17 protein-coding genes are annotated in these 17016 nt (G+C 67.6%); 8 read left to right on the top strand and 9 right to left on the bottom strand.

From position 1 onward, the window contains the following. Positions 1 to 9: 9 nt before the first annotated feature. Together AB0F41_RS03575 and AB0F41_RS03580 are read right to left on the bottom strand one after the other, a co-directional pair. Positions 10 to 516 carry a DUF2599 domain-containing protein gene (locus tag AB0F41_RS03575; protein ID WP_357421121.1) on the bottom strand — a complete coding sequence of 169 codons (507 nt, stop codon included), beginning with the start codon at positions 514 to 516 and terminating at the stop codon, positions 10 to 12. Positions 517 to 621: 105 nt separating this feature from the next. Continuing rightward, a complete protein-coding gene (locus tag AB0F41_RS03580; protein ID WP_357421122.1) occupies positions 622 to 864 on the bottom strand; it encodes a hypothetical protein in 243 nt (80 codons plus the stop codon). Positions 865 to 1200: 336 nt separating this feature from the next. On the opposite strand from AB0F41_RS03580, the gene AB0F41_RS03585 reads away from it, so the two are divergent. The 3 genes from AB0F41_RS03585 (at position 1201) to AB0F41_RS03595 (ending at position 4523) form a co-directional block, all read left to right on the top strand. Further along, positions 1201 to 2148, top strand: coding sequence for a helix-turn-helix transcriptional regulator (locus AB0F41_RS03585; RefSeq protein WP_357421123.1), 948 nt, complete (start codon positions 1201 to 1203; stop codon positions 2146 to 2148). 172 nt (positions 2149 to 2320) lie between these two features. Next, positions 2321 to 3358: a transcriptional regulator gene (locus AB0F41_RS03590; RefSeq protein ID WP_357421124.1), complete on the top strand. Its 1038-nt coding sequence runs from the start codon at positions 2321 to 2323 to the stop codon at positions 3356 to 3358. Between the two features lie 124 nt (positions 3359 to 3482). Then, the gene (locus AB0F41_RS03595; RefSeq protein ID WP_357421125.1) at positions 3483 to 4523 is read left to right on the top strand and encodes an alpha/beta hydrolase family protein; all 1041 of its coding nucleotides are present in this window, start codon (positions 3483 to 3485) and stop codon (positions 4521 to 4523) included. A gap of 175 nt (positions 4524 to 4698) precedes the next feature. Here AB0F41_RS03595 and AB0F41_RS03600 read toward each other — a convergent pair whose 3' ends face one another. Continuing rightward, entirely contained in the window at positions 4699 to 6285 is a 1587-nt protein-coding gene (locus AB0F41_RS03600) for a GMC family oxidoreductase N-terminal domain-containing protein (protein WP_357421126.1), read from the bottom strand. A 110-nt stretch (positions 6286 to 6395) separates the two neighbouring features. Here AB0F41_RS03600 and AB0F41_RS03605 point away from each other — a divergent pair, with 110 nt between their 5' ends. After that, complete coding sequence (locus AB0F41_RS03605; RefSeq protein WP_357421127.1) at positions 6396 to 7034, top strand: hypothetical protein; 639 nt, start codon at positions 6396 to 6398, stop codon at positions 7032 to 7034. On the opposite strand, the gene AB0F41_RS03610 is transcribed toward AB0F41_RS03605, so the two are convergent. Continuing rightward, entirely contained in the window at positions 7012 to 7629 is a 618-nt protein-coding gene (locus AB0F41_RS03610; RefSeq protein ID WP_357421128.1) for a TetR/AcrR family transcriptional regulator, read from the bottom strand. The two genes, AB0F41_RS03605 and AB0F41_RS03610, sit on opposite strands and share 23 nt — an antisense overlap. A gap of 91 nt (positions 7630 to 7720) precedes the next feature. On the opposite strand from AB0F41_RS03610, the gene AB0F41_RS03615 reads away from it, so the two are divergent. Then, a complete protein-coding gene (locus tag AB0F41_RS03615) occupies positions 7721 to 8554 on the top strand; it encodes a thioesterase family protein (RefSeq protein WP_357421129.1) in 834 nt (277 codons plus the stop codon). A 12-nt stretch (positions 8555 to 8566) separates the two neighbouring features. Here the strand turns inward: AB0F41_RS03615 and AB0F41_RS03620 are convergent, their stop codons facing one another. After that, positions 8567 to 10285 carry a GMC family oxidoreductase gene (locus AB0F41_RS03620; RefSeq protein WP_357421130.1) on the bottom strand — a complete coding sequence of 573 codons (1719 nt, stop codon included), beginning with the start codon at positions 10283 to 10285 and terminating at the stop codon, positions 8567 to 8569. A gap of 116 nt (positions 10286 to 10401) precedes the next feature. Here AB0F41_RS03620 and AB0F41_RS03625 point away from each other — a divergent pair, with 116 nt between their 5' ends. Then, positions 10402 to 11094 (top strand): TetR/AcrR family transcriptional regulator, encoded by a 693-nt coding sequence (locus AB0F41_RS03625; RefSeq protein ID WP_357421131.1) that lies wholly within the window; start codon positions 10402 to 10404, stop codon positions 11092 to 11094. A gap of 11 nt (positions 11095 to 11105) precedes the next feature. On the opposite strand, the gene AB0F41_RS03630 is transcribed toward AB0F41_RS03625, so the two are convergent. The 3 genes from AB0F41_RS03630 to AB0F41_RS03640 all read right to left on the bottom strand — a co-directional run bounded on the left by AB0F41_RS03630 (position 11106) and on the right by AB0F41_RS03640 (position 14953). Then, the gene (locus tag AB0F41_RS03630) at positions 11106 to 12233 is read right to left on the bottom strand and encodes an AI-2E family transporter (RefSeq protein WP_357421431.1); all 1128 of its coding nucleotides are present in this window, start codon (positions 12231 to 12233) and stop codon (positions 11106 to 11108) included. 131 nt (positions 12234 to 12364) lie between these two features. Then, positions 12365 to 13690 (bottom strand): family 1 glycosylhydrolase, encoded by a 1326-nt coding sequence (locus AB0F41_RS03635; RefSeq protein ID WP_357421132.1) that lies wholly within the window; start codon positions 13688 to 13690, stop codon positions 12365 to 12367. A gap of 360 nt (positions 13691 to 14050) precedes the next feature. Next, the gene (locus tag AB0F41_RS03640; protein ID WP_357421133.1) at positions 14051 to 14953 is read right to left on the bottom strand and encodes an alpha/beta hydrolase; all 903 of its coding nucleotides are present in this window, start codon (positions 14951 to 14953) and stop codon (positions 14051 to 14053) included. A 35-nt stretch (positions 14954 to 14988) separates the two neighbouring features. On the opposite strand from AB0F41_RS03640, the gene AB0F41_RS03645 reads away from it, so the two are divergent. After that, a complete protein-coding gene (locus AB0F41_RS03645; RefSeq protein WP_357421134.1) occupies positions 14989 to 15516 on the top strand; it encodes a helix-turn-helix domain-containing protein in 528 nt (175 codons plus the stop codon). Here AB0F41_RS03645 and AB0F41_RS03650 read toward each other — a convergent pair. Then, complete coding sequence (locus tag AB0F41_RS03650) at positions 15417 to 16076, bottom strand: alpha/beta hydrolase (RefSeq protein WP_357421135.1); 660 nt, start codon at positions 16074 to 16076, stop codon at positions 15417 to 15419. The two genes, AB0F41_RS03645 and AB0F41_RS03650, sit on opposite strands and share 100 nt — an antisense overlap. A gap of 372 nt (positions 16077 to 16448) precedes the next feature. Between AB0F41_RS03650 and AB0F41_RS03655 the strand changes: the two genes are divergently transcribed. Next, positions 16449 to 17009, top strand: a complete 561-nt coding sequence (locus AB0F41_RS03655) for a DUF4303 domain-containing protein (RefSeq protein WP_357421136.1) — start codon at positions 16449 to 16451, stop codon at positions 17007 to 17009. The last annotated feature ends 7 nt before the right edge of the window (positions 17010 to 17016 follow it).

The following is a 17016-nucleotide window of genomic DNA, read 5'->3' on the forward strand; positions in this document are numbered from 1 at the left end:
CGTGCCTTCTCAACGTTCGGGTCCACCGGGGTTGCAAGCGGCATCGACGGTCGCGTCGTACCCCACCGGCGGTCGCCAGGGTTCCAGATTCCAGCTGGGTTTCTCGGGTGCGATGAGCCGCGCCCAATCCCAGTGACAGCGGAACTGATTCCACATCCCCGGGGTGTCGGCGGCGGGGTCGGAGCGGACGACCTCCTGCCAGGCGCGGGCGTCCGAACCGGGAAAGGTCGTATCACGCCCCGCCCGGGTGGGATGAACCATCAGCCGCGTGCCGTCGGCGTTCGATGTCCATTCGAGGCGTTCGATCAGCGGCATCCCGGCATAGGGATCCACGGTCGGGATGGGGGTACGGGTCGCCGCGGCGCCGATCGCCGGCGATGAAGAAGGGGAGGGGGTGCCGGCCGTGGTGGCCGGGTCGGTGCCGGGTTCGGGATCCGGGTTCGCGCATCCACCCGTCGCCACGGCGGCCACCACGGCGAATATGCCGCCCAGGCGGACGGTGGGTCGGGTCGGCATACACGCTCCTGCGATTCGGGACCGCCGGGTCGTCACCGGCTGTTCCCGAGCCTAGAGGTGTGGCCGCCCGCGCGCTGCTATCCGGCGTGGTGCGCCGCCGGCGATTCAGCGCCAGAGGCTGTGGCAGGGTAGTCGGCGCAGGCCCGGCCTGATCTTGCTGTCCACGGTCACGGTGAGGCCCGTATAGGCCGCTGCGGAGGTGAATTCCCAGGCCTCGGTATGGGTTGCCGCGTATTCCAGAACGAAGGCATTACCTGGGACGCCGTCGAAGTAGACGGTTACCCGGCGCGTAAGGGCGTCGCGGGTGGTGTCGTCGCGGTCGGCCGTGGCCGGTGTCGTGGCGTTCAAGATCCGCGTCTCCTTCCGATCGGCGTCAACGTCGACGCCGTTATGTGTAACGGTAAGTCCGCACCATCGGTGAGAACATGTTCCGGAACGGGCTCTGGGGAATTCACAGCACCCGGGAGAGGGGCGTCGGTGCGATTCACACCGCCCGGCCGGAACCCGGGAGCCGCCGGTCACCGTGGGCCCGAAGCGGTGAGCCGGGGCACGCAGCCGGTCCGGTACCTCCGCGCCCCGCGACGCCGCCGTGAATGTCGTTCACGCCACGGGTGTTTCGTTTGGTCTCCGGCGGCGCTCCCATGCGAAACTCGAATAATGGGCGCTTCTGGTATGCGATCGGCTATGGACACGAATGTCTCGACCGGACCGGGCTCCACGGCACGGGCGGCGGTCGAGGGCGGGCCGACGGTGTTGCGGATGGTGCTCGGCGGCAGGTTGCGGCGGTTGCGGGAGGCGAGCGGGCTGTCCCGGGAGCAGGCGGGCGACCATATCCGGGGGTCGGATTCGAAGATCAGCCGGCTCGAACTCGGCCGCACCAGCATCCGTGAGCGCGATCTGACAGATCTGCTCCAGTTGTACGGGATCACCGACGGGGAGGAACTCGACGCCTTTCAGGAACTCGCCCGGCAGGCCAACACCTCGGGCTGGTGGCATCGGGACAACGACTGGCTTCCCAAGTGGTTCGATATGTATCTGGGACTGGAACAGGCCGCCCAGGTCATTCGCTGCTACGAGCCCCGTACGGTTCCGGAACTGTTGCAGACCCCGGATTACGCACGGGCCCTGCTGACCCTGGCGCATCCGACACAATCGGAAGATGCGATCGAACGCCGGGTGGCGCTGCGGATGCGCCGGCAGCACATCCTGACCCGGGCCCATCCTCCGCATCTGTGGCTGATCGTGGAGGAGGCGGCGCTGACCCGCCGCATCGGTGGTTCCCGGGTCTGGGGCGCGCAGCTCGATCAGCTCCTCGCCGCGGCCCGTCAACCGCATATCACGGTGCAGGTCCTGGCCGATCACGTCGGTGGACCGGCGCTGGCCGACGGCGCCTTCACCTATCTGCGCTTCGCCGAGGCGGATCTTCCGGATATCGTCTACCTCCAGCAACTCACCGGTGCGCTTTATCTGGACAAACAAGCCGATCTGGACGCGTATCGGGCAGTCGCGAACCAGTTGTCGGTCCATGCCGCACCGCCGGAATACACCCCGGGCCTGTTGTCGGCGTTGCGGCGGCGGCAGCCACGTATTCTCGACCAGCCCGCGCCGCGGGAATCCGGCCGCACCCACTGAACTCCGGATGACCGGCCGGCGTCGCGGACCGTCGGTTCAACGGCGGTGCGTTGCCGTGTCGTTATCGTCTTGTGATCGGCCCCAATCCCCGGACGGACGGCTGATGACCTGTCCGGACTAACGCCGGATAGTCCCGATGGCCCGGCGGCAAGGTTACTGTCCGGTAGTTATGGTGGGCAGAAAGTCAGCCGATTCCGGGAGCGCAGGCCTGGAAGACGAACTCGTGGCGCATTTCCGCGACCCCGTCCGAGATGGGGACGCCACGACGGTGGGCGCCGCGGTGCGCCGGTATCTGGCGGAGGTCGCGCAGGATCTCACTCCGGAAACCGGCACCGCATCGTCCGGGGCGGCGGCTCGGCCGCCGGCGGTGGTCGCGGCGGCCGAACGATGGGCGCGGGAGGGGGTGGCGCTGGAATCGGTGCTCACCGCCTGCCACGCGGGTGCCCGGGACGGGCTGGAATTCCTGACCGGCCGGATGGCCGACGCCGCCGTACGTGCCGACGCCGTGGCGGATGCCGCGCGGCTGCTGGTCCGCGTCGTGGAGGTCGTGACGACCGCGGCCGCGTCCGCCTATCTGGACGAACACCGAGTCGTCGCCCGCGAGCACCAGACCTCCGCGCAGACGATGCTGGCCGCGCTGCTGAGCGGGCACGGGGTGACCGCGCTGGCGAAACGAGCCGGTATCCGGATCGCACCCGCTTATCAGGTGGTGGCGCTGGATATTCCGCTCCACCCCGAGGAGCGCGCGGGGGGACCGGCGGCCGTCTCGGCGGCCCGGCGCAAACTGCGCCGGGTGCAGGCGGCCCTTGGTACTCCGCTCGGATCCCGCTCGCTGTCGCTCTTGCGTACCGACGGCGGTACCGTGCTCATTCCCCTGGAATCGGTACGGGCCCTGGGTGGCGACCCGGTGGCCGCCGGAATGATGAGTGCGGAAGTTCTGGAGCTCATCGCGGAGGCCGCCGAAGTCCCGCCGACTGCCGCGGTCGCCTCCGGATCGACCGAGCAGGTGCCGGAACTGGCCGGCCGTGCTCATGAGGCGCTGGACAGTCTGCGTGCGGCGGGCCGGCCCCCTGGGCTGTACCGGATCACCGAAGGCGCGGGTGTCGAGCGAGAAGGCGATGCGGTGGACGCGCTTCCGCTGCGCAGGCTGCCGCGGCATCCGGTGACGACCGGCGGTCGGGCCCGTTCCGGGAAGCCGGGGGCCGCGTAATGAGCGACGGCAGAGCCGGGTGTCTCCGGACGCTCGAAGCGGTCCCGCGGCGCCGGGAATTCTCGGCGTCCGCAAGCGGTGAACGGGGCGCGCACTCGCCCAGGTGTTTCGACGAGGTGTAGTGATGAGATACCCGGTTTCGGTTCTGGCGGTTCTGGTCGCGATGGGGGCGGTGATGGCGACACCCGCAGGCGCCGCCCCGCCCGGTTATTCCACCCCCGGTACGGCACTCGCGGCGCCGGTAGTGGGTCGCGAGCAGGAACGCGGCCCACGGCTGCTGCGGGTGGAAGTGCTCGACGATCGGCGGATCCGGCTGCATATCCGCTCGGCCGCCATGGGCCGTGAGATCGCGATCGACACCCTGATCGGTACCGGTCCGGCGCCCCGGCCCACCCTGTATCTGCTCGACGGGGTGGACGGCGGGCCCACCTCCGGCTGGCTGACCGACGGCGGTGCCGCGGAGTTCTTCGCCGATAAACCCGTCGATGTCGTGCTCACCACAGGTGGTACGGCGAGCATGTACGCCGACTGGATCCGGGTCGACGCCGCGCTCGGCCTGAATCGGTGGGAAACCTTTCTCACCGAGGAACTGCCGCCGATTGTCGAGAAATACCTGGAATCCACCGGCGCCCGCGCGATTGCCGGTGTCTCGATGGGCGCTCAGGCCGCGATGATGCTGACGCAGCGTCATCAGGGCTTCTATCGGGGTGTCGCCGGTCTGAGCGGATGCTATTCCACGGCCGATCAGCTCGGCCGCGCGGTCACCACGGCGACCGTGGTGTCGCGCGGGGGGAATCCGGAGAATCTGTTCGGCCCGCCCGCTTCACCGGAATGGCTCGCCCATGACAGCCTGCTGGGCGCGGAGGCGTTGCGGGGGACCGAGATATACCTTTCGGTCGCGAACGGAACCCCGAGCGGTGCCGCGCTGATGTCGATCGGCGACAGCCCGGAAATTCTCGCCGTACTGCTCGGTGGCGGGTCGTTGCTCGAGCAGGGGGCGCGGCTGTGCACTCAGCGCTTCGCCGAGCGGCTACGGGAACTGGATATTCCCGCTGAGGTGGATTTTCTGCCCGAAGGAATGCATGCCTGGCCGGATTTCGAGGTGCAGTTGCACCGCAGTTGGCCGGCCCTCTCCAGGGCGCTGGGAATTTCGGACCGTCTTTGATCCGGTGCGCAGCGCATCGAATTCCTGATATTTCTGATGCCGGGGAATCGCGCCGTGCTGAATATCGCGCGCAGTGGCAGGCTCCGGCGGCGGGCCCACCGCGTGGTGAGACCGCACGCCGCCGGGATGAGCTGCCGGCCCAGTACCGCGTCCGGGCCGGCAGCTCCGGGTCTCCTCAGTCCCGGGTCACGAAATCGGCGGCCTGGGCGCCGATGAACGTACTGGGCGCGTGTGTGTGCCCGCGCACCAGCACCGGCATGATCGACGCGTCCGCGACGCGCAGGCCCTGGACGCCGCGAACCCGCAGCTGCGGATCCACCACACTGCTGTCGTCGGAACCCATCCGGCAGGTTCCGGCCGGGTGATAGAGCGTATGCGCGTATTTGTTCAGGGCCAGCGCCCGGGTTTCGTCCGAGGCCGGACCGCCCGGCGCGTCCGGCGGATAGCAGAGCGACCCCAGGACGTCCTTCAAGGCTTCGGTATCGGCGATCTCGGCGCAGTACTTCAGCCCTGCCATGATGGCGGCCCGGTCGGCCCCGCCGGGGTCGGAGAGGTATTTCGGGTCGATCACGGCCTTGTCCGAGGGATCCTTGGAGGCGAGTGTGACGGTGCCGCGACTGTGCGGCCGCAGCAGGACGGTGGCCAGGATGACGCCGTGTGCGGTGGGGTCGACCAGGCCCTCGTGGTAGAAGGGTGCCGGTGCGTACACCAGTTCGAGGTCGGGATGGTCGAGTCCGGGATCGCTGCGCAGGAACCCGTACGCTTCACCGACATTCGAGGTGAGCATCCCGCGATGCCGGAGCAGGTAGTCGAGTAGTTGTGCGGGTTTCTCCGCGCCGAACAGCGAATCGGAGTCGACCCCGAAGCCCAGACCGGCGACCAGGTGGTCCTGCAGATTCGCCCCGACTTCCGGGGCGTGATGGCGTACCTCGATACCGTGGCGCCCGAGCTCGTCCCGGTCACCGATCCCGGACAGCATGAGCAGCTGCGGACTGTTGATGGCGCCGCCGCACAGGATCACCTCCTTGCCCGCGGTGACTGCCTGTACCGCACCGCCGCGGAGGTATTCGACCCCGGCCGCCCGGTCGCCGTCGAAGAGCACCCGGGTGACGGTCGCCTCGGCGAGGACCTTCAGGTTGCGACGCTTCATCGCCGGTCGCAGGTACGCGTCCGCGCTGCTCCAGCGGCGACCCCGGTACTGCGTGACCATGGTCTGGGTGAAGCCCTGCGGCTCCGGCAGGTTCGGCTCCTCGACGGTGAATCCGCGTTCGGCGACCGCCCGCAGATAGGCGGCCGTGGAGGGCCGCGGGCTGCGCTGGCGGGAGATGTGGAGGGGACCGCCGGTACCGTGGTCGCCTCCGCCGGGACCCTCCACGTCCTCGATGGCACGGAACTGCTCGACCGCTTTCTCATAACCCCATTCGGGTCCCGCGGCCGCGGCCCACTCCTCGTAGTCGGCGCGGAAACCGCGTACCCACATCTGGGCGTTGAGGGATGAGGAGCCGCCGAAGGTCTTGCCCCGCGGCCAGTAGATCCGGCGGTCGTCGAGCTGAGGCTGCGGTTCGGTGCTGTAGTCCCAGTCGTAGGGAGTGCGGAAGAGTTTGGAGAATCCGGCCGGGATGCGGATGAACTTGTCCTTGTCCGGCGGGCCCGCCTCCAGCAGGACGACGGACCGTCCCGGGTCGGCGCTGAGCCGGTTCGCGAGCAGCGCGCCCGCCGACCCGGATCCGACGATTACATAGTCCGCACTGACGTCTGTCACCTTCGCACCTTTCGACACTGTGTCGGCCCAACATACGAGAGCGGAGGCGGATGTGGGGACAGTTGGCTGTTCGGCGGTTCCGCGGCACCTCGGCCGGGTATAACCGGCGCATGAGTTACCCGGTGGATTTCGGGGTGCTGCAGATCGGTGCGATCGTCGCGATCATCATCGGTGGGGCCCTGGTGGTTTCGGCATTGTTCGCACTACGGGGAAGGGGACCGCGGGCACTGCTCGCACGGGGGTCGGGGGGTGTCCTGATTCTGGCCGCCGCGGGCCTGATCCTGTGGATCGCCACCCTCGTCCAAACCTATCTGGGGCTGACGGGAGAGGTCCGCGCGGCGCACGTCGTCGTCTCCCAGGTCTCGGGCGCGGACCATCAGCTCGAGGTGGAGCTGACCATGTTCGACGACGACGGGGGACAGCAGCGCAGTACGCATCGCGTCGAAGGTGATCTCTGGGTGCTACAGGCCCAGATCGTCGAACTCGAACCCTGGGTGAACGCGCTGGGCTTCCATTCGGGATACAAGGTGTCGCGACTGTACGGCCAGCGGCTCGACGGAGTGGCCACCGACCAGAACCATATCTTCCTCAACGGCGGTGACCGGGACTTCTTCCAGGACATGAACGAGGACCGCTGGTTCACCTCCCCGTTCGTCCGGTCCGCCTACGGTAACGCGGTGATCGCGACCCCCGGCGAATACGACGTCTTCATCTCGCGCGACGCCATCAAGACGCGGCCGGTGGAGTGATCGGGACGTCCGATCGCCCGGCGTCCAGCGCCGATCGGCACAGGGCCCCCAGCTCCGCCACGACGGTATCGAGCGCGGCGGGGCTCCGTTCGGTGCGGGCGACGATGAGGGCGCCCTCCAGCGCGCTGACGATCAGCACCGCCACCGAGGCGGCTCTTTCTGGGTATGCCCCGTCGGCGATCAGTTTGCCCGCGATGAGTTCGCGCCAGGTGTCGAAGGCGCTGCCTGCGGCGGCAACCGCGTCCGGTTCGTTGCTCAGCGCGGCCGCGGCGATCGGGCAGCCGACCGTGTAATCGCCGCGGTCCAGGCCGCGGGCCAGGGTGTGGGCCAGGGCGCGCAGCGCCGCGGAGGTCTCGGGAGTGTCCAGGGCGCGGCCGAGGCCCGCGGTGATCCGCGCGCTGGCGACCTCGGTCGCCTCGGTGATGAGCTGGGTGCGGCCCCGGGGGAAATGGTGGTACACCGAGCCGCGGGGCGCGCCGCTGGCCGCGAGGACGTCGGCGAACGATACCGCCGCGACACCGCGCCGCCGGATGAGTGAGATCGCGCTCGCGATCATCGCCGCCCGGGGGCCGTCCGAATCCTTGGGTCGTGGCATACGTCCCTCCTCTTGCCTCCTATTACTATGTATGTTGTCATACTTACATCCGCAATGCCGCCGCAACAGCACATATTCCCAGGAGGGCCCCGTGACCGGGATCGATGCGCCGCCACATGTCTTCGACACCGCCATCGCCACGGAGTACGTGGGCACGCATCACCTCGCCGGTCACACCTGCCCGGACTACGCGAATATGGTCGGGCCCTTCGGCGGTGTCACCGCGGCGGCGCTGCTGCGGGCGATCGAGCAGCATCCGGAGCGCCTGGGCGATCCGCTCTCGCTCACGGTGAACTTCGCGGGTCCGATCGCCGACGGGCCGTTCGAGATCCTGGCGCGTCCGGTGCGCACCAACCGCACCAACCAGCACTGGCAACTGGAACTCACCCAGGACGGTGCGGTGGCGACCACCGCGACCGCCGTGTTCGGTCTACGTCGCGATACCTGGTCGGATCTCGAACTCATCATGCCGTCGGTCCCCGGCCCGGATCGGGCGGTGCCCCAGGAGTTCCCCGAGTTCATCGCCTGGGGGCGCAACTACGATCTGCGGTTCGTCACCGGCGCCGTACCCGATGTGGCGCCGGCCGACGACCGGCCCGGTCACCCGGATTCGGTCAGCACGCTGTGGCTGCGGGACCGGCCGGCCCGTCCGCTCGATTTCGCCTCGCTGACCGCCATGTCGGACGCTTTCTATCCGCGAATTTTCCTGCGCCGCGGACAGTACGTGCCGGCCGGAACGATCTCGCTCACCATCTACTACCACGCCACAGCGGGAGAACTCGCCGCGCAGGGTAGCGAGTACCTATTGGGCACCGCCCGGGCGAACCGGTTCGGGCATGGGCATTTCGACCAGAACGCGCACCTCTGGGGCCACGACGGAACCCTGCTCGCGACCAGCCATCAGCTCGTCTACTACAAGGGCTGATCGCCCCGCCGGTCAGCCTGCGGAGGTGTCGGTGATAGCGACGATCGGCAGGCGCAACGCGGCAGGCGCGGACTCCGGCACCACCGGAGCAACCGGGCGAACCGGGGCGATTCGCCGGTAGGGGGCGTCCTGGGACGGCCGCGGATCCCGCTCGCCCTTGTTCGGCCAGTAGGCGGCGGCCCGCTCGGCCTGAGCGGTGATGGTCAGCGACGGATTGACTCCGAGATTGGCCGACACCGCCGCCCCGTCCACCACGCTGAGCGTGGGATAGCCGAATACGCGGTGGTAGGCGTCGATCACTCCGGTCTCCCGGTTCGCGCCGATCGCGGCGCCACCCAGGAAATGGGCGGTGAGCGGGATATTGAACACCTCGCCCCACGTCCCGCCAGCGGTTCCGCCGATCTGTTCGGCCACCCGGCGGGTCGCCTCGTTGCCGGCCGGGATCCAGGTGGGGTTCGGTTCCCCGTGGCCCTGGCGGCTGGTCAGTTTCCGGCCGAACAGTCCCCGGGTGGTGTAGGTGGTGATGGAGTTGTCCAGATGCTGCATCACCAGAGAGATGATGGTCCGTTCACTCCAGTTGCGGACGCTCAGGAAGCTGAGCAGCAGCAGCGGGTGGCGCAGCGCGTAGCCGAGGAACCGCAGCCAGCGCGGAACGCGACCGCCGCCGTCGACCATGAGCGTCTGCAGCAGGCCCATCGCGTTCGAGCCCTTGCCGTACCGCACCGGCTCGATATGGGTGTCCGGAGTCGGGTGGATCGAGGAGGTGATCGCGACGCCGCGGGTGAAATCCGTGCCGGGAACGACCTTCTTGGTGGCGGCACCGACGATCGATTCCGAATTGGTGCGGGTGAGCAGTCCGAGCCGGTCGGACAGGTCCGGCAGGATGCGCCGGTCGCGCATATCGTGCAGCAGCCGCTGGGTGCCCAGGGTGCCCGCCGCGACCACGACCTGCCGGGCGGTATAGGTAGTCCGCTGTTTGCGCAGCCACGCACCGGTCCGCTCGGCCGACACCACCCAGCTGCCGTCGTCCTGCGGCCGGAGTTCGGTCACGGTCGTCATCGGCACGACCTGCGCTCCGGCTCGCTCGGCGAGATACAGATAGTTCTTGACGAGGGTGTTCTTGGCGCCGAATTTGCAGCCGACCATACAGTCGCCGCATTCCAGGCAGCCGGTACGCGCCGGACCCACGCCGCCGAAATAGGGATCGTCCACGGTCTCGCCGGGTTCACCGAAGAACACCCCGACCGGGGTCTGCACGAAAGTGTCGCCAACACCCATGTCCTCGGCGACCTGGAGGAATACTTCGTCCGCGGGGGTCATATGCGGATTTTGGACGACCCCCAGCATGCGGGTGGCCTGGTCGTAGTACGGAGTGAGTTCCGCGCGCCAATCTGTGATATCGCGCCACTGGGCGTCCCGGAAGAACGGCTCCGGCGGCACGTAGAGCGTATTGGCGTAGTTCAGCGAGCCGCCGCCGACTCCCGCGCCCCCGAGGATGAGCACATTGCGCAGTGGGTGGATGCGCTGGATTCCGTAGCAGCCGAGCTTGGGGGCCCACAGGAATTTGCGCAGATCCCAGCTGGTTTTGGGGAGTTCGTCGTCGGCGTAGCGGCGTCCGGCCTCCAGGACGCCGACGGTGTAGCCCTTCTCTACGAGCCGTAACGCGGTGACACTGCCACCGAACCCCGAACCCACGATGAGTACATCGAAATCGGTCGGCGCCTCGGTCATGGGCCTACTCCTTGTCCGGAAATGTCATCAGTGACTGGCGGTAACATTAACATAGCAAGGTGGAAGCGATAGTCACTATTGTTGACAGTGCTCTCCGAATAGGCGAGGCTCGGGATATGACCACCCCGCGCGCCCGGGCCCGGGCCCAGACCATGGCCGATATTCTGCGCATCGGGCGCGAACACCTCGCCACCGACGGTGCCGCCGCGTTGTCGCTACGCGCCGTGGCCCGCGATCTAGGAGTTGTGTCCTCGGCGGTTTACCGCTATGTCCGAAGCCGGGACGAACTGCTGACCCTGCTGGTGATCGACGGCTACGACACACTCGGCGACACCGTCGACGCGGCGCTGGCGACCGCCCCCGACGACCCGGTCGAGCGGCTCCGGATCACCGCCCGGACGGTGCGTTCCTGGGCGCTCGCCGAACCTGCCTGGTACGGCCTGCTGTTCGGTACCCCGGTCCCCGGTTACGCGGCGCCGGCCGACCGCACGGTGGCTCCCGGCACGCGGATCATCGTGACGTTGCTCCAGCTCGTCGACCGGGCGTACCGCCAGGGTCTGCTCACCGGGCAGCGGGCGGACGAGGCCGTCGCCGAACCGCTCGGCGGCGACCTCCGGCGGGTATGCGAAGAGCTCGAACTCGATCTGCCGGACTGGGTGGTTGCCCGGGCGCTGACGGTGTATTGCTCCCTGTTCGGCGCGGTCAATGCCGATGTCTTCGATATGTACGGAGCCGACACCTTCACGCGGCGTGACCAGGTTTTCGAGGTGCATATCGGTGCCTGGGACGCGCTGCTCGGTGTCGTCTGAACGGAGACGGCCTACTTCTCCGGGGTCGTAGGCTGCGTGCCGTCGGTTTCCGGAGCCTCGGCCGCCCCGGCGACCGGTCCGCTGCCCGCCGCGCGACCGGCGACCTCGGCGTCGATCTGCTCGCTGATATAGCGGATGACCACCGCGACCACCGCGACCACGGGTACGGCGAGGAAGGCCCCGGTGATTCCGTAGAGTGTGCCGCCACCCGTGACGGCCAGCAGCACCACCACCGCGTGCAGCTTCATGGTCCGGCTCTGCAGTACCGGCTGCAGGACATTGCCCTCCAGCTGCTGGACGGCGATGATGATCACCAGCACGATGAGGGCGGTCGTGAATCCGTTTCCGACCAGAGCCACCAGCACCGCCAGCGCGCCGGCGACGAACGCGCCGACCATGGGGATGAATCCACCGAGGAAGGTCAGTGCGGTGAGCACCCCCCACAGCGGAACCCCGAGGATCACCAGGCCGATCCCGATGAAGAAGGCGTCGATGAAGCTCACCACCGCCTGCGTCCGGATGAATCCGCCCAGCACATCCCACACCCGTACCAGCACTTCCTCGAGGTGGCGGCCGCCGCGGCCGCCGAGGAATTTGTGCATCCACGGAATGAACCGGGGCCCGTCCTTGACGAAGAAGAACGAGAGCACCAGCACCAGGAAGATCGTCACCAGCACCGAGGTCGCGGTGCTGACCCCGGTGAACACCCCCGTCGCGATCTGTTCGGCACTGGACTGCAGCCGCGACACCACCGCGTCGACGGCCGAGTCCAGCTGTTCGTCACGCACGTTGAGGGGCGGCCCCTGCAGCCAATCGCGCACGGTGTTGATACCGGTGGTGGCCTTGTCCGACAGTTCGGGCACCTGATCCACCACCGACGGCACGATCAGCGCGATACTGCCCGCCAGAACCCCGATGAACCCGACCACCGTCAGTCCGGCCGCCGCGGCCGGCGGCAATCCGGCCTTCACCAGGAGCCTGGTCGGTGGCCACAGCACGGTGGCGACGACGATGGCCAGCAGCACCGGCAGCAATACCACCCACAGTCGCGCGGCCAGGAACCCGAGAACCCAGGCTCCGGCCGCGATCGCGACAATGCATACGGCCCATTTCGCGAGCCACAGCACCCCTGAACCCATCACGTCCCCCCGGTCCGGGCGGGAGGCCACGGTGTCCCGGGTGCTGTCGTCGCGGATTTCTTTCTCCCCGTTCACCCGGTCAGTCTCGCACGCCGCACCGACGCGGGCAGTTCACCGCACGCGGGCCCGGCTCAGCGCGGCACGGTGACCTGGTCGATACAGCTGGACAGGCCGTCGGTGACCGAGCAGCGCGCGGGCGCCCGGGTCGGACGGTAGTTGCCGGGCACCCCGCCCGCCGCTGTTATCGCGGCGTAGGCCGCCACCGCGTCGGTGGGTCGGCGGGTCAGCGCCGGATCGTGGAGCACGTCGACCGTGTAGAGCCCGAACCTGGGCGTATACGAACCCCACTCGTAGTTGTCGGTCAGGCTCCAGTAGTTGTAGCCCATGAGGTTCATCCCGTCGGCCGCCGCGCGTTGCAGCCAGTAGACGGTGTCGCGGAGCAGGTCCGCACGCCCGGACCCGTCCGCGCGGGGATGACCGTTCTCGGTCGGCATCCCGTTCTCGACGATGTAGAGCGGCATACCGGGATAGCGCCGGGCGTAGTGGTCGAGCGCATAGTAGATGCCTTCCGACTGCAGTGACACCGTCCACAGCTTTGTGGGGTCGGGGAACCGGGCGAGGACTCCCTCCGGGGAGAACCCGTAGTAGTAGTCGATACCGATGTAGTCGAGTTTCGCCGCTATCCGGTTCAGGAAGCCCCCGTTGACGGCATCGTCGGCGGTGGGGATATAAGCAACGTTGCTGCTGACCATCGATCCGGGTCGAACGCTGTGGATATGGTCATAGATCGCGTTGTGCGCCGCGGCCATCCGGTCCTGCACGGCCGGGATATCGGCCACCCCGATCCCGCCGTGACGCACCTCGTTCATCAGATATACGGCCGGTTCGTTGAAGGTGATCCACAGCGGATCGTGTCCCGCGTATCGATCGACCACGGCACGCGCGTAGGTGAGCCAGTCGGCGACCGTCTCGTCACGCCGCCATCCGCCGCGGTCGAATTCCCAGCCCGGATACACCCAGTGGTCCAGGGTGAGCATCGGCCGCATCCCGGCGCCCCGGATCGTCGCGATCACGTCGTCGTAGTAGCGGAGACCGTTCCCGTCCCACGCGCCCGGGTGGGGTTGCACACGAGCCCATTCGATCCCGATCCGGTACACCCCGACCCCCAGCTGCGCGGCGAGGGCGATATCGGATCGGTAGCGCGAGTAGAAGTCCACCGAGTCGCGGTAGGGATCCTCGGTTTTCCCCGCGGCGATGTAGCGGGTCCAATTGCTGTCCGGGGCCCGGCCCTCGGACTGGAAACCGGACGACGCGACGCCCCACAGGAAATCGGGTCCCAGTGGTGCAACCTCGATCGGGGGAGCGGGGCGGGCCACCGCGGGCGCCGCCCCGAGGGCGAGGACGCCGGCGGTGACCGCGCCGGTGGTGAGGAATCGACGGCGGTTCACTGGACCCATCGGATCGGTCTCCTGTTCTGGACCGGCCACTGCACGCCCTCGGGCGGTGTGCCGGGGCGGTATCGCGTCCGGATTCGAGTCGGTACGTTCACTTCTCGGCCTGCGGTGAGTCTAGGGCGGGGCCGGTGCGAATGGACCAGGGCCGAGACCTGTCCGCCGAAAATCCGAATACAGAAGGATACCTAGATATGCGCATCTACACATGTATGGGCGGCCCTGAGTCGATAGAAGGTCGTCCAGATCTTGGGGCCGGATGTACCGCTGCGGGAGCGGTGCTCGCCGGTGTGGTCTGAGAGCCGAGTGCCTCGGCCCCCTGGATTGTGATATCGAGGGCGGCCGCGCTCGATATCGATGAGATCGTCAGCGTTGCCGGCCGTCCTGCATCACCGGTGCGGCGCCGGCGGCAACGATATCCGGGCGGACCATGGGCAGATTCGCGTGTGATGCGTCGGGCACCGTGATGCGCTCCACCCATGAGTGCCTTTCGGCGATACTGTCGTAGAGCCGCTCACTTCCCTCCAGTTGCTGTTGCAGAAGGTCCGCGGGCACAAAAAGGCGTTGCTGTGCGTCTGTTCCGGTCGCGCTGATGAGCTGCGTCGGAACTTCGGGCAGCGGACCTCCGTCCCGGAGTTCGTCGAGCAGGTGCGCCGCGTTCAGGCCCTCCCGGAACCCGACGGGGAACCGTCCGGTGCTCATATGCAGGTCCAGAGCTGCTTTACCGATCTCGGTCGGGAAATCTCTGAAAGCGATTTCCATCGCGGTCCGTATCCGGTCGATCGCTTGCGCCGGAAGTTCGGGCATCTGCGCGTTGTCGGTGACCGGTGCCGCGCCGAATTGGAGCTCGGGCGGCACGAAGTCGTCCCAGTCCTGGTGCAGTGGATCGATCAGCACGAGCCGGGCGACCCGATCAGGAAAGCGCTGCGCGAAGCGTTGGGCGTAGGCACCCCCGAGGGAGTGGCCGACCAGTGTCACAGCCGACTCCACTCCTAGGGCGGCCAGGAGATCGGTGATCTCGTCGGTGACGTCGTCCAGGGTGCGCGGAAGTGCTACGTCCTCGCTCCATCCGGTACCCGCGCGGTCGTACAGGATCGGGGCAGAGCGTTCCTTGATCAGGCCGTATACCCGGTAATAGTCCAGCCCGAAACTGCCGGCGCCGGGAAGGAAGAGAACCGGGTCGCCTGCGGGTTCGGCGCGCAGTGTCCACAGCGTCCGTGCGCCGACCGCGACGCGATCACCCAACGGCCCCGTGATTGGTATCGACATATGAGAACGGTATCACCTTATGAGACCATTGGAATATGGAGCTGGTAGAGGTACTTCGCAACCCTGTACGAATCCGCATCATCAACACAGTCATGGACGGCCGCGAGTTCACGGCCGCTTCGTTGCTGGATTCGCTACCCGATGTCTCGCGGCCGACGCTGTATCGTCAGCTCGCCGTGCTGCTCGACGCCGGCATATTGGTCGTGCATCACGAAGAGCGGCGCCGTGGAGCAGTCGAACGGACCTACCGATTCGCACCCGGTGGCGCGGCGATGCCGCCCGCGGAGATGGCCGCATTGACCACCGACGATCATCAATCCCTGTTCGCTGCAGCCATGAGTGTGCTGGCATCGAGCTTTCAGCACTACCTGCACACCACCGGCGCCGACCCCTACCGCGACAAGGTCTCCTACATCCAATTGCCCGTGTGGCTCACCGACGACGAACGCGCCCACCTCATAACTCAGCTCGAGAAAATCCTCGAGTCGATCGCCTCGAACTCACCGGAAGGTGGTCGACACAAGTACCTCATCAGCCCGATCTTCTTTCCGCTACCGACGTGATGCGATGGGAGGCGGCGCCGAGATCGACCCCACGGGCGGTGGTCACTATCCGGCGGACATCCGCATGTTTCCGACGGGCGGCCTACCGGAGTGGCTCCGCGGCCGCCGCCTGGATGCCATCTCAGCGCTGCATGCGGTCGAGCCCGCCGACCACGCGAACTGCCTCGGCAATGGTACGAAAGTCCTTGCGCAGGATGTTGCTGTGGTTTCGCTCCGTCGACCAGGACCGCGCCGATTGCCCGATCGGGATTGCGGCTGGTCCAGCGCGCCGCGACGAAAGCGCCGTAGGACCAGTCGATCACCAGCGCCCGGGATACACCGCGGGCGGCCAGGACCGCGTCGATGTCGGCGACGTTGGTCGCGAACGAATAGTTCGCCGAGGCCTTCAATTTGCCACGGGCTCGCATGTCGTAGGTGCTGTGGCGCCAGCCCGGTCCGAGTTCGGCAATCACGCGCCGCCAACGGTGTTGAGTAGCGACGTGGCCGTTGACGTAGAGGACCGGGATGCCGGGTCCGCCGGTGTCGGTAACCGCGAGGGCGGTGTCGCCGACCGGGACCATGCCGGTCCAGGAATGGTTCGAGGATCTGGCGTTTCGCTCTATGCGTATGGCGCATCCTTCCGACTGAGAATAAATACGTATACGTGCGAATATGCGTATAGCCGTGGGCAGGGCTCGGCCGCTGCGCTGTGTCGCGATAGAGGTTGATCAGGCCGGAGATAGGGCCTGCGGCGGCAAGGCGCGGCTCAACGCCGCGACGTGCCCGTCATGTCGAGCACGCGCTCGGACATGGTCGAGGTAGTCCAGTAGGGCTCGGATCTCGGTTGCGTGCACGGCCGCGGCCGTGCAGCCACCGATGTTCTCGAGGCTGTACCCAGCGACGGGGGAGGGGAGCGGCTTTCCCGGGCCCGCGGGGCGCGGTAGCGTGTGCCGGTGGATTGGAATGCCTTCGAGACGGCATGGTACGACAGCGGATGCCACAGCCTGGCCGACCTCGCCGCAGCGCATCCGGGCGAGCGGTTGTACGCGGCGGCCTTCCACCTCTTCTACAGCGACGACATCCAGATCCTCCCGCCGGCTCTTGCGGCCAACACGGAGGCGGCGGTGCACCAGAACAACGGATATTCGACGCGGTTCGCCCCTCCGGAGTGGCGATGGGACGTTCTGGATGCCGCGGGCGACCCGATGCGGCCGTGGTACCAACGCCTCAGCGAAGAGTTCCACACGGCCGGCACTGATGCCGCCCAGGATGCAACGATGGACGCGCTCGAGGCGGCACACGACCGCGCCATGGCCAGGGTCTGTAAGGCGATGACCGCGACCGCTCGCCGGGGCGGTATCCACGACTCGCTGCCGGCTGATTTCGTTGTCGTCATTCTCGAGGGACAACGGGGTGAGAAGGAAGCCGATCTGATCCGCGCAAGTGTCGATCCACAGGTGCTTGCGACCGTCCCCGAACTGGTCGAGCACTTGGGAGAGTTCGGGGGGACGTAACCTCCAG

Origin of the sequence: Nocardia sp. NPDC024068, assembly GCF_040638875.1 — a bacterium.
Taxonomy (GTDB): domain Bacteria; phylum Actinomycetota; class Actinomycetes; order Mycobacteriales; family Mycobacteriaceae; genus Nocardia.

Excerpts from the sequence above, each read along its gene's own strand:
- AB0F41_RS03575 (WP_357421121.1), bottom strand. The coding sequence starts at position 516 with ATGCCGACCCGACCCACCGTCCGCCTGGGCGGCATATTCGCCGTGGTG.
- AB0F41_RS03585 (WP_357421123.1), top strand. The coding sequence starts at position 1,201 with ATGGACACGAATGTCTCGACCGGACCGGGCTCCACGGCACGGGCGGCG.
- AB0F41_RS03595 (WP_357421125.1), top strand. The coding sequence starts at position 3,483 with ATGAGATACCCGGTTTCGGTTCTGGCGGTTCTGGTCGCGATGGGGGCG.
- AB0F41_RS03605 (WP_357421127.1), top strand. The coding sequence starts at position 6,396 with ATGAGTTACCCGGTGGATTTCGGGGTGCTGCAGATCGGTGCGATCGTC.
- AB0F41_RS03610 (WP_357421128.1), bottom strand. The coding sequence starts at position 7,629 with ATGCCACGACCCAAGGATTCGGACGGCCCCCGGGCGGCGATGATCGCG.
- AB0F41_RS03620 (WP_357421130.1), bottom strand. The coding sequence starts at position 10,285 with ATGACCGAGGCGCCGACCGATTTCGATGTACTCATCGTGGGTTCGGGG.
- AB0F41_RS03625 (WP_357421131.1), top strand. The coding sequence starts at position 10,402 with ATGACCACCCCGCGCGCCCGGGCCCGGGCCCAGACCATGGCCGATATT.
- AB0F41_RS03630 (WP_357421431.1), bottom strand. The coding sequence starts at position 12,233 with ATGGGTTCAGGGGTGCTGTGGCTCGCGAAATGGGCCGTATGCATTGTC.
- AB0F41_RS03635 (WP_357421132.1), bottom strand. The coding sequence starts at position 13,690 with ATGGGTCCAGTGAACCGCCGTCGATTCCTCACCACCGGCGCGGTCACC.
- AB0F41_RS03640 (WP_357421133.1), bottom strand. The coding sequence starts at position 14,953 with ATGTCGATACCAATCACGGGGCCGTTGGGTGATCGCGTCGCGGTCGGC.
- AB0F41_RS03645 (WP_357421134.1), top strand. The coding sequence starts at position 14,989 with ATGGAGCTGGTAGAGGTACTTCGCAACCCTGTACGAATCCGCATCATC.
- AB0F41_RS03650 (WP_357421135.1), bottom strand. The coding sequence starts at position 16,076 with ATGGTCCCGGTCGGCGACACCGCCCTCGCGGTTACCGACACCGGCGGA.